General features: G+C 68.7%; 11 protein-coding genes, 1 pseudogene and 1 riboswitch. Of the genes and pseudogenes, 2 read left to right on the top strand and 10 right to left on the bottom strand.

Going from position 1 to position 10,883, the window contains the following annotated elements; translation table 11 throughout:
- Nucleotides 1-147: 147 nt before the first annotated feature.
- Nucleotides 148-243, bottom strand: a riboswitch (glycine riboswitch).
- A gap of 132 nt (nt 244-375) precedes the next feature.
- Nucleotides 376-747, top strand: coding sequence for a PRC-barrel domain-containing protein (locus BFF76_RS06635; protein ID WP_031094280.1), 372 nt, complete (start codon nt 376-378; stop codon nt 745-747).
- On the opposite strand, the gene BFF76_RS06630 is transcribed toward BFF76_RS06635, so the two are convergent.
- The 10 genes from BFF76_RS06630 to clsA all read right to left on the bottom strand — a co-directional run bounded on the left by BFF76_RS06630 (nt 669) and on the right by clsA (nt 10,687).
- The gene (locus BFF76_RS06630; RefSeq protein WP_065847596.1) at nt 669-2,132 is read right to left on the bottom strand and encodes a DNA polymerase IV; all 1,464 of its coding nucleotides are present in this window, start codon (nt 2,130-2,132) and stop codon (nt 669-671) included. The two genes, BFF76_RS06635 and BFF76_RS06630, sit on opposite strands and share 79 nt — an antisense overlap.
- A 69-nt stretch (nt 2,133-2,201) precedes the next feature.
- Entirely contained in the window at nt 2,202-2,822 is a 621-nt protein-coding gene (locus BFF76_RS06625; protein ID WP_031094284.1) for a MerR family transcriptional regulator, read from the bottom strand.
- Nucleotides 2,823-2,991: 169 nt separating this feature from the next.
- Nucleotides 2,992-3,465, bottom strand: coding sequence for a bifunctional nuclease family protein (locus BFF76_RS06620; RefSeq protein ID WP_006123076.1), 474 nt, complete (start codon nt 3,463-3,465; stop codon nt 2,992-2,994).
- A gap of 53 nt (nt 3,466-3,518) precedes the next feature.
- The gene (gene ftsR / locus BFF76_RS06615; RefSeq protein ID WP_053931192.1) at nt 3,519-4,262 is read right to left on the bottom strand and encodes a transcriptional regulator FtsR; all 744 of its coding nucleotides are present in this window, start codon (nt 4,260-4,262) and stop codon (nt 3,519-3,521) included.
- 42 nt (nt 4,263-4,304) lie between these two features.
- Nucleotides 4,305-5,216 (bottom strand): FHA domain-containing protein, encoded by a 912-nt coding sequence (locus tag BFF76_RS06610; protein WP_199831639.1) that lies wholly within the window; start codon nt 5,214-5,216, stop codon nt 4,305-4,307.
- 61 nt (nt 5,217-5,277) lie between these two features.
- Nucleotides 5,278-6,117: a DUF881 domain-containing protein gene (locus tag BFF76_RS06605; protein ID WP_031094290.1), complete on the bottom strand. Its 840-nt coding sequence runs from the start codon at nt 6,115-6,117 to the stop codon at nt 5,278-5,280.
- Nucleotides 6,114-6,455: a small basic family protein gene (locus BFF76_RS06600; protein ID WP_065847594.1), complete on the bottom strand. Its 342-nt coding sequence runs from the start codon at nt 6,453-6,455 to the stop codon at nt 6,114-6,116. The genes BFF76_RS06605 and BFF76_RS06600 overlap by 4 nt, the downstream gene beginning before the upstream one ends.
- On the bottom strand, nt 6,452-7,372 hold the full coding sequence (locus BFF76_RS06595; protein ID WP_051834607.1) for a DUF881 domain-containing protein: 921 nt from the start codon (nt 7,370-7,372) through the stop codon (nt 6,452-6,454). Before BFF76_RS06595 ends, BFF76_RS06600 begins: the two co-directional genes overlap by 4 nt.
- Nucleotides 7,373-7,470: 98 nt before the next feature.
- Nucleotides 7,471-9,966, bottom strand: a complete 2,496-nt coding sequence (locus BFF76_RS06590) for a mannose-1-phosphate guanyltransferase (RefSeq protein WP_031094294.1) — start codon at nt 9,964-9,966, stop codon at nt 7,471-7,473.
- Between the two features lie 112 nt (nt 9,967-10,078).
- Nucleotides 10,079-10,687 (bottom strand): cardiolipin synthase ClsA, encoded by a 609-nt coding sequence (clsA, locus tag BFF76_RS06585; protein WP_053931191.1) that lies wholly within the window; start codon nt 10,685-10,687, stop codon nt 10,079-10,081.
- Between the two features lie 77 nt (nt 10,688-10,764).
- Here clsA and BFF76_RS32125 point away from each other — a divergent pair.
- A pseudogene (locus tag BFF76_RS32125) lies at nt 10,765-10,883 on the top strand (CDP-alcohol phosphatidyltransferase family protein); the annotation flags it as partial.

The following is a 10,883-nucleotide window of genomic DNA, read 5'->3' as shown; positions in this document are numbered from 1 at the left end:
GCGTGGCTGCCCGGACGGCCTCCCCCTCTGTCATCTGACCTGAGAGCTTCACCGGCACGCCTGGGCATACCGGCTTTCACCGTCGGTGAGGGAGGCACCCGTCGCGGCGCGCTGCCGTACGGATCCCGCCCTGCTTTCCAGAGTGACCTCGTCCGTGCGGTACGGGGGCCTGAGAGATTCCGGGGAGGAGTTGCTCCTTCGGCGCCTCCGGACCATTCCGGAGGACTCTCCCGCACAGGGTCAGCAGCCGTGTTCCAGCCTACCAGCGGGGCAGGCGCGGGCCGTCTCGAGTGGCCGACGGTCCGGATCTGGCATTTCGTAGTGCCTGTGGAGCAGCCGCGACACCTCATCCAGTCGTGAACAGTGGGAGGCACCGTGCAGACCGACATCGATCCGCGCAGCCTGATCGGCCGTAAGGCCTTCGACCGTCAAGGTGCCAAGATCGGAACGGTGGACGAGGTCTACCTCGACGACGCCACCGGGGTGCCCGAGTGGGCCGCCGTCCGCACCGGCCTGTTCACCAGGGACGCGTTCGTCCCACTCGAGCCGAGCGAATTCGTCGACGGTGCGCTGCTGATCCCCTTCGACAGGTCGCTGATCAAGGACGCACCGGACTTCGGCGTGGGACGCCATCTGTCTCCTGAGCAGGAACTGCAGCTCTACCGCCACTACGGACTCGACTCGTCCTCCTCTGCCGGGACCGGCCCCGACAGGGACTTCGGCAAGCTGGCCGGCCAGGAGGAGTAGTCCACCGGGTCACGCACCAGGGGAAGCGGGTCGGCGGGCCTCAGCGCCGGATCACCGACGAGGAACGTGCGCACCCGTCCGGGCGGCGTCCACGGTTCCTCGAAGCGCACGGTGACGCGGCCGACGCCGCTGCCCTGCACCCAGCCGTGACCGTGCACGTCGTGCTGTACGTCATGCCCTGCCTGCCAGCGCCGCGCGGCCGGCTGTCCCTCGCTCCCCCGGGCCTCCGCTCCCGCCGCCCCCTCCGACGCGCCGTCCCGCTCCTCCGGGGTGGCATCCGCCACCGCGGACTCCTCGGCGGCGTGCTCCGCGTCGGCCGCCTGCGCGAACAGGTCCTCCTGCGTGAAGTCCGCCAGCCCGGTGACACCGACTCCGAGCAGCCGCACACCGCCTGTCGTGTCCACGGCCTCCAGGAGCCGCGCGGCGGCCTCCCTGACCACCGTGGGGTCGTCGGTGGGGCCACGCAGCGTCTCGGACCTGGTGAGGGTCGAGAAATCGTAGCGGCGCACCTTGAGGACGACCGTGCGCCCGGACCGCTCCGCGTTCCGCAGCCGCCGCACACACCGGTCCGCGAGCCGCTCCACCTCCGTCCTGACGCGCACCCGGTCGTGCAGGTCGACGTCGAAGGTGTCCTCGACCGACACGGACTTGGCGTCCCGTTCGGCCACGACGGGACGATCGTCGTAGCCCCGCGCCATGCGGTGGAGCGCCACCCCGTGTGCCTTGCCGAGCAGCCTCACGAGCTCCGCCTCGCCGGCCTCCGCCAGGTGACTGACGACGGTCATCCCGGCGCGCCGGAGATGGTCGCCCGTGGCGGGCCCCACACCCGCGAGGGTACGCACGGGCATGGGCGCCAGGAGCTCACGCTCGGTGCCCGGCTCGATCAGCAGCAGCCCGTCCGGCTTCGCCTCCTCAGAGGCGATCTTGGCCAGCATCTTGGAGCCGGCCAGACCGACGGAACCACTGAGTCCGGTGACCCCTTTGATCACCGTGCGCAGCTGCTCACCGACCAGACGGGCGGAAGCCGAGTCGTCCGCCACCCCGCCCGCCTCGAGATCCACGAAGGCCTCGTCAAGGCTGAGCGGCTCGACGAGCGGCGACAGCCGGCCGAGCAGCTCCATCACCTGGTCGCTCACCGTCCGGTAGAGCGCGAAACGCGGGACCAGATACGCGGCGTTGGGCGCGAGCCGCCTCGCCTGGGCCATGGGCATCGCCGAGTGCACGCCGAGACGCCGGGCCTCGTACGACGCGGTGGCGACCACGCCGCGCATCCCCAGACCACCGACCACCACCGGCTTGCCGCGCAGGCTGGGCTTCGCCGCCTGCTCCGCAGAGGCGTAGAAGGCATCCATGTCCAGATGCAGGATGGTCGGCGCGGCTCTCACACCGACCGATGCTGCCCTACGCCACTGACAACCGCCCCGCCCGGCACACGCGCCGCACCGTCCGGCGGCTCAGCCCGCGCGGTTGCGACGCCTCGCCAGTTCATCGGCGGGGTTGTTGCCGATCAGGGTCTCGCCGGTGTCGACACGCTCCCCGTGGAGCTGGGACAGCGCCGCGTCGACATCCCGCCAGACGACACCCACGGCGATACCGAAGACGCCCTGGCCGCCCTGCAGCAGACTCACGACCTCGTCGGGCGAGGAGCACTCGTAAACCGTCGCACCGTCACTCATCAGGGTCATCCGCTCGAGATCCGTGAATCCCCGGGCCCTGAGGTGCTGAACGGTGGTGCGGATGTTCTGCAGAGCGACCCCCGTATCCAGGAACCGCTTGACGATCTTGAGGAGAACCACGTCCCGGAAGCTGTAGAGACGCTGTGTCCCCGACCCGTATGCCGGGCGCACGCTCGGCTCCACCAGCCCCGTACGCGCCCAGTAGTCGAGCTGTCGGTAGGTGATCCCGGCCGCGGCGCACGCTGTCGGCCCCCGGTAGCCGATGTCCCCTGCCCCTGCTGCCACACCGTCCGCTGCCACCACCGCCGGCTGAACCGGCTGTCTGATGGAGTGGTCGGCTGCACTCCCGTGCTGCCGGTACGGCCCACCCGCAGCCGTACCGTCGCCGCTGCTTCTCACGCCGACCTCCGTCCTAGACCTGCCACCTCGAAGGTAGGCAGTCACCAGGGGTGCGTCAACGATCGCCACACTCGGCACGCCGAGTGATAATCACCCTGAGGGTGGTTTCCCGTGACTGATTTCCGGGAACGGCTTGCCGGATGCGCAGACACAACCGTCATCAGGACGGTCACTGGCTGTTCGTACCGAAGTCCTCCGGCGAGATCTGGTCGAGGAACTCCCGGAACTTCTCCACCTCGTCCTCCTGCTCGTCCGGAATGGCGATGCCTGCGTCGTCCAGCACCCCGTCACTGCCGTAGATCGGCGTACCGGTGCGCAGGGCGAGCGCTATGGCGTCGGACGGACGGGCGCTCACCTCGACCCCGCTGGCAAAGACCAGCTCCGCGTAGAAGACCCCTTCCCTGAGGTCCGTGATCCGGACCTCGGTGAGCTCCTGGCCCACGGCCTCGAGCACATCCTTGAAGAGATCATGGGTCAGCGGCCTGGCCGGAGCCATGCCCTGCTGGGCGAAGGCGATCGCGGTCGCTTCCCCAGGGCCGATCCAGATAGGGAGATACCGGTCGCCTCCCACTTCACGCAGGAGCACGATCGGTTGGTTGGAGGGCATTTCCACCCGGACACCCACAACGTCGAGCTCGTTCACACAGCAACCCTAGGACGTGCCCGCCATGTTTGGATAGTCGGGCTCCTCCACACTCAGTGGAAGCTGACCTTCAGTGCGGTCTGCACGAGCGCCGCGTGAAGCCGGACGGAGAGCTCCGCAAGCTCTTTCGCCGTGGCCTCCGCATGGGCCCTGGTCTGCGGATTCCGGTGCCGGCGCAGGGGCGCGACCACCTGTTCGACCAACCCGGCCTCGCGCTCCGCGGCCGCCTTGACGGCCCGCAGGTGCCGGGGCTCCAGGCCGAATCGGCCCAGGTCCGCCACCAGACGCGCCACGTTCACCGCCTCGGCGTCGTAGCTGCCGCCGGAGGCGGGCACGATCAGCCCGTACGCCTCCCACTCGTCCAGCTGCTCCTCGGTGGCCTCCGTGGCGGCCAGGAGCTCCGGGCGTCCGATACGGGCAGCTGTGGCCTGCCCCGGGTCCTGCTCCCTGAGCGGGTCGACCGGCTCTCCCGGCCCGCCGTGGGACGGCAGGGCCGCCTGCTCACCGCGAGCCAGGGCTTCCAGGTGCTCACGGATGACCTTGAGCGGCAGATAGTGGTCGCGCTGCATGCGCAGCACCTGAGCCAGCCGCTCGACGTCGGCAGGGCTGAACTTCCGGTAGCCCGACGGCGTCCGCTGGGGATCGATCAGGCCTTCCGCCTCCAGGAAGCGGATCTTGGAGATGGTGACTTCAGGAAACTCGTCGCGCAGCTGCAGAAGCACCGTGCCGATGCTCATCGCGCGCTCGCCTGCGGCGGCGGTGCCGTTACCGGCACCGCCTGTCGGTGTTCGCAGCATGGACCTTCCTGGGGGTCCCCCCGGACGGAGTCCGGGGGAGGGTCACACGCCCCGCTGGCTCGCGTAGAAGACCAGCCGGTACTTCCCGATCTGGACTTCGTCGCCATTGGTCAGCGCGACGGAATCGATGCGCTCGCGGTTGACATAGGTGCCGTTGAGGCTGCCGACGTCGCCCACGGTGAAACTACCGTCCGGGCTCCTGTGGAACTCCACATGACGCCGCGACACGGTCACGTCGTCGAGAAAGATGTCGCCCTGCGGGTGGCGGCCGGCCGTCGTCAGGTCGGCGTCCAGCAGGAAGCGGCTGCCGGAGTTCGGACCGCGCCGGACCACCAGAAGCGCCGACCCCGCCGGCAGGGCGTCGACGGCGGCCTGAGCCTCCGGGGAGAGCGAGGGAACGGCGCTCTGGCCTGTCGCCTCGGCCTCGTACGCCTCGATCCCGGAGATGGAGATGGTCGAGGTCGTCTCCGTGGCGCGCTCGGGCACTCCGCCCCGCAGCGGCGCACCGCAGTTGGAGCAGAAACGGCTGGCCTCGGCATTCCTGTGCCCGCACCTCGTACAAACCGGCATGGACGAACCCTCCGCAGTGGGGCCGAAGCCTCCACCCGTGTTCGAGGTCGATGATTCATCGAAACCTATGCGCCCTGCGCCTCCAGGGTCAACGGACGGCGCGCCGGACCCACCGGCGGCTCCCTGGACCTCGTCGCGGAACAGGGGGCGCTCCGAGCCCTGCTCCTCGGCACCCTGACGCGGAGCGCGGTGGCGGGCAGCGCTGTTGCTGTCCTCGCGGGCACTCTTTCCGAACAACTTCGCAAACAACTTCACGGGCGTTTCCCCTTGACCGAAATAGACCCGCCCGTGGGGCAGGACGAACCCTGAATGAACACACCTGCCGACCCGGACATCTTCACAACGTCCGTATCCACCCGACAGTTTCCACCACGCGTCACCGATCTGTTGCGCCGACCCCCCGCAACCTGCCGCCCGTCTCCTTCGAACACCGCGCGCCACCGCCTCACTGGGACGACGATCGAGCGTAGTCAGGCCGCTCCGCCGGTCGCAAGGCGTCCACGACGATGTCCTCGGCGCGGGTCACCTCCGCCGTGGCCTGCTCCTTCTCGAGCGTCTGCACCACGCCACCGGGAATGTTCAGAGCGGGCTCCAGGTCCTGCGGCTTGCCGATGACCTTGAACTCGTACGGGGCCTCGATCTTCCGGCCGTCGACTCCCAGCTCTCCCCCGTCACCGGAGAAGTATGTATCGGCCACCACCCGCACGCCGTTGATCTGGATCGCCTCGGCGCCCGCGGCACGCAGCTCCTGGATGGTGTCGAGGAGCATGTCCGCCTCCACCGCACCGGTCGGGTCGCTGATGGTCAGCGTGATGCCGGGGCCGTGCGCCGCGACCGTACCCGCCAGGATGCCGAGTTGGCGCTCCTTCTCGCGCGTCTGCTTACGCGCCTCCTCCGCCTGGTCGGAGCTGTTCTCCAGCTCAGTGCGCTGGTCGTCGAGACGCTGCTTCTCGTCCTCCAGGCGCTGGGTGCGGTTGTCGAGCTCGTCGAGGATGCGGACGAGGTCCTCCTGACGGGCACCGCGCAGCGCACTGTTGTCGCTGTTCGACCTCACCTGGATGGCCAGCCCCAGACCGAGGACGAACAGCAGGAGCGCAACGATCAGTTGGGCCCTGCTCACCCTGGGCGGCCAGAGTCCTGCCCGCAGCCGCTGGCGCCCCGATGTCCCTTCGGGCCGGGCCGCGGGAGGCGGTGCCGGTGCGGGCGCTTCGGGCGGGAGCGCGCCGCCGGGGCGCGCGTGGCGGTGGTGGTTCTGTTCGCCGCTCGGGTTCTGTTCGTTGCTCATCGGCCCCAGGCCCGGAAGACGTGCCGGCGGATGGCCGCGGCGTTGGAGAAGATGCGGATGCCGAGCACGACCACCACGCCGGTGGAGAGCTGGGCCCCGACGCCCAGTTTGTCGCCGAGGAAGACGATCAGCGCGGCCACCACGACGTTCGACAGGAACGACACCACGAAGACCTTGTCCACGAAGATCCCGTCGAGCATGGCCCGCAGACCGCCGAAGACGGCGTCCAGCGCGGCCACCACGGCGATCGGCAGATAGGGCTCGACCACCGCCGGCACTTCGGGCCGGACCAACAGTCCGACCACGACTCCCACGACGAGGCCCAGTACGGCGATCACGATGTGCCCTTCCCTGTGTCTGCCGCACCACTGCCCGTGTCTGCGGCCTGAGGCTCTGCTGTACGTACGATCAGGCTGGGCGCGGCCGGAAGGCGCACCTTCTCCTGCTCGGAGAGGCTGGTGCGGATGTCGAAGCTCTCGTGCAGCGCCTGAAGATACTGGCCGTCTGCGCTGTCCTGGAAGGCCGTGGCGAGCTTTTTCCCGTCCCCCACCGCAAGCACCGTGTACGGCGGCACGAGCGGCCTGTTGTCGACCAGTATGGCGTCGCCCGCCGCCCGGATCGCTGAGAGGGCCGTCAGCCGCTGCCCGTTGATGGCGACCGCCTCGGCGCCGGACTGCCACAGCCCGTTGACCACGCGCTGCATGTCGCGGTCACGTACGCGCCCGGTGTCGGCGAAGCCGGTGGACTCACGGGGCCCGCCACCGCCCTGGTCGGTGTCCTCGGCGTCGTCCACGACCAGTTTGATCCCGGGGCCCTCGACGGGGGTGGCGCCCGACAGCAGCGCCACCAGACCGCCCTGGTCCCCACCGTGCTGCTGCAGAGCCTTGCGCTGGCGCTCGCCGACGTCCTTGCGCAGGCTCTCGACTTCCGCCTCCAGGGTGTCCGCCGTGGATGTCTCGGCGTTCACCCGGTCGATGAGCTCCTCGCGCTCCTTGGCGACGACCGGCGCCGCGACCTGCGCCTCGGCAGCACCGAGCGTCACCACGAGAGCGGCCAGCACCAGACCCGCGGCGAGGCCCAGCTTCGCCTTGAGGGTGCGGGGCATACCCTCCTTGCCCTCGGCTCTGCGACGTGCCGAAGCCTCGGCGTATCCCTCGTCGAGGCTGTGTTCCATCACGGTGGTCAGCAGCGACATGGACGCGTCGGGGCGGGCACGCGGCGGAGCGCTACTCCGATCGGGGGGCGGCTGCGACATGCCGCACATCGTCGCACGTCATGCCTGCTACCGCCGAATGGCCCCACCGGCGGTCCGGAAGCCGTGGCACACGGCTTCCGGACCGAGGGATCATCGGTTCAGTCGCCCGCGCTGTCCACCACGGCCGCCCACTCGTCGAGCAGCGCCTGGGCCGAGGCGTCGTCGGGGCCCTCTGCCCACAGATGGGTGACCGCCTCGGACGGGTCGGGCAGGACCATCACCCAGCGGCCGTCGGTCTCGACCACGCGGACGCCGTCGGTGGTGTCCACGCTCCGGTCTCCGGCGGCCTCCACCACCCGGCGCATGACGAGGCCCTTGACGGCCCACGGTGTGGCGAGGTCGCGACGCAGCACATGGGCGCGCGGGATACGCGCATCGATCTGGCTGAGAGTGAGCTGAGTCCTGGCCACCAGGCCGATCAGCCTGACGAAGGCCGCCGCACCGTCGAAGACGCTGCTGAACTCGGGGACGATGAAGCCACCGCGTCCGTCGCCTCCGAAGATGGTGGTGTCCTCCCGGCCCACCCGGGTCAGATCGTCGGGTGACGTGGTCGTCCACTCCACCTGCGTCCCGTGGTAGGCCGCGACCTGCTCGGCGACACGGGTGGTGGTGACCGGCAGGGCCACCCGGCCACTCCGCCGCTCCGCCGCCACGAGGTCGAGCATGACCAGGAGTGCCCGGTCGTCCTCGATGATGCGGCCCCGCTCGTCCACCAGGGACAGCCGCTCACCCACGGGGTCGAACCGCACGCCGAAGGCGGCCCGCGCGGACGACACGATCTCGCCGAGGCGCACGAGTCCCGCACGCCGCGATTCGGCCGACTCGGTCGGCCGGGACTCGTCGAGGCCCGGGTTGATGGTCAGCGCGTCCACGCCGAGGCGTCCCAGAAGGCTGGGCAGGACGAGCCCGGCACTGCCGTTGGACGCGTCGACGACCACCTTGAGACCCGCGTCCGCGATGCCCGCCGTGTCGACGTTGCGGAGCAGGGAGCCCGTGTAGGAGTCGTAGACGCTCGACGGGAAGTGCAGGTCCCCGATCTCTCCGGGAAAGGCCCTGCGGTATTCCTGACGGGCGTAGACGCGGTCCAGCTTCCGCTGCCGCGCCTGGGAGAGATCGGCTCCCCGTTCGTCGAAGAACATGATGTCGACCGAGTCCGGCACGCCCGGGGACGTACGGATCATGATGCCGCCGGCGCTGCCCCGCGCGGTCTGCTGCCGGGCCACCGGAAGCGGCACGTTCTCCAGGTCCCGGACGTCGATGGCGCTCGCCTGCAGCGCCGAGATGACCGCTCTCTTCAGCGCACGGGCACCACGGGAGTGGTCACGGGCGGTGGTTACAGTAGCGCCCTTCTTCAGGGTCGTCGCGTACGCCCCGGCGAGCCGTACGGCGAGTTCCGGGGTGATCTCGACGTTCAGAATCCCGGAGACACCGCGGGCACCGAAGAGATGCGCCTGGCCACGCGACTCCCAGATCACGGAGGTGTTGACGAAGGCGCCGGCTTCGATGGTCTTGAAGGGGTAGACCCTGACGTTGCCCTGGATGATCGATTCTTCGCCGACCAGACACTCGTCGCCGATGACCGCACCGTCCTCGATGCGTGCAGCCCGCATGATGTCGGTGTTCTTGCCGATCACACAGCCACGCAGATTGCTGTGCTGTCCGACGTAGACGTTGTCGTGCACGACCGCCCGGTGCAGGAACGCACCGGATTTCACGACGACGTTCGAGCCGACCACGGTGTGTTCACGGATCTCGGCGCCGGCTTCGATCTTGGCGTAGTCACCGATGTAGAGCGGCCCCCGCAGGACCGCGTCGGGGTGGACATCGGCGCCCTCCGCGACCCAGACCCCCGGGGAGATCTCGAAGCCGTCGAGTTCGACGTCGACCTTGCGCTCCAGCACGTCGGCCTGGGCCTTCACGTAGCTCTCGTGCGTGCCCACGTCTTCCCAGTAGCCCTCTGCGATGTAGCCGCAGATCAGCTTGCCGTCCTTCATGAGCTGAGGGAACACGTCGCCCGACCAGTCAACCGACGTGTCGGCCTGGACGTAGTCGAAGACCTCGGGCTCCATGACGTAGATGCCCGTGTTCACGGTGTCCGAGAAGACCTGGCCCCAGGTGGGCTTTTCGAGGAACCTCTCGACCTTTCCTTCTTCGTCCACGATGGTGATCCCGAATTCCAGCGGGTTCGGGACCCGGGTCAGGCACACCGTGACGAGGGCGCCCTTCTCCTTGTGGAAGGCGATGAGGTCCGTGAGATCGAAGTCGGTGAGGGCGTCGCCTGAAATGACCAGGAAGGTGTCGTCCTTCAGTGCCTCCTCGGCGTTCTTCACGCTCCCCGCGGTACCGAGTGGCTTCTCCTCGTTGGCATAGCTGAGCTCCATCCCGAGCTCTTCGCCGTCACCGAAGTAATTCTTGACGAGGGAGGCGAGGAACTGGACGGTCACCACGGTCTCATTGAGCCCGTGCCTCTTGAGCAGCCGTAGCACGTGCTCCATGATCGGCCGGTTGGCCACGGGCAGGAGCGGCTTGGGCATGCTTGAGGTCATTGGGCGAAGGCGGGTGCCTTCACCGCCTGCCATCACGACGGCCTTCATATCGGTAACGTCCTCCTCGAAGAGACGACGGTCCGGCCGACTTAGCCCGTCGGGGCAACACCACGACTATCCGGTGCGGGCCGGCGACGCTGCACGGCACCACGTCAACGAGCTAATCGGCTACTTGATCCGCCTTGACGAGACGGCGGACCTGGACCACGTAAAGGATTCCTGCCCACCAATAGAGGGTTGTACCCCATCCGGCGAACGCCCATCCGAAAATGGTGCCCAGCGAAGCAAGCCAACCACTTCCGTCGCTGAGCAGCAACAAGGGGAAGGCGTACATCAGGTTGAATGTTGCAGCTTTGCCGAGGAAGTTCACCTGGGGCGGCGGATAGCCGTGGCGGCGCAGGATTCCCACCATGACGAGGAGCATCAGCTCACGTGCGAGGAGCGCTGCCGTAAGCCACAGTGGCAGGATCTCGCGCCAGGTGAGCCCGACGAGGGTCGACAGAATGTACAGGCGGTCGGCGGCCGGGTCCAGGAGCCGGCCGAGCCTGCTGATCTGGTTCCAGCGGCGGGCGAGCTTGCCGTCCAGATAGTCACTGATCCCGCTCAGCATCAGGACCAGCAGGGCCCAGCCGTCACTGTTGGGCCCGCCGAACACGGGGCGCAGAATCAGCCACAGGAAGAGCGGTACGCCGACGAGACGAGCCATGCTGAGGATGTTGGGGATGGTGAGTACTCGGTCCGTCTGAACTCGAGTCTCCTGGACCTCCACCCGGGGGCCTCCTGTGAAGAACGTGCCAATGATGCCCCCTGACCCTACCCTCACCATCCGGGCATCGGCGCACAGGGGTGCGAAGAGAGGTGTCCCACATCCTCAGCATGGCTCGTCTCGTCGGCGTACCGCTCTTCCTGTGGCTGATTCTGCGCCCCGTGTTCGGCGGGCCCAACAGTGACGGCTGGGCCCTGCT

The organism is Streptomyces mutomycini (genome assembly GCF_001700505.1).
GTDB lineage: Bacteria > Actinomycetota > Actinomycetes > Streptomycetales > Streptomycetaceae > Streptomyces > Streptomyces mutomycini.
This window is presented reverse-complemented; position numbering and strand designations above follow the sequence as displayed.

Coding starts and splice junctions, on each gene's coding strand:
- BFF76_RS06605 (WP_031094290.1), bottom strand. CDS start 6,117: ATGAGCAACGAACAGAACCCGAGCGGCGAACAGAACCACCACCGCCAC.
- ftsR (WP_053931192.1), bottom strand. CDS start 4,262: ATGCTGCGAACACCGACAGGCGGTGCCGGTAACGGCACCGCCGCCGCA.
- BFF76_RS06590 (WP_031094294.1), bottom strand. CDS start 9,966: ATGAAGGCCGTCGTGATGGCAGGCGGTGAAGGCACCCGCCTTCGCCCA.
- BFF76_RS06595 (WP_051834607.1), bottom strand. CDS start 7,372: ATGTCGCAGCCGCCCCCCGATCGGAGTAGCGCTCCGCCGCGTGCCCGC.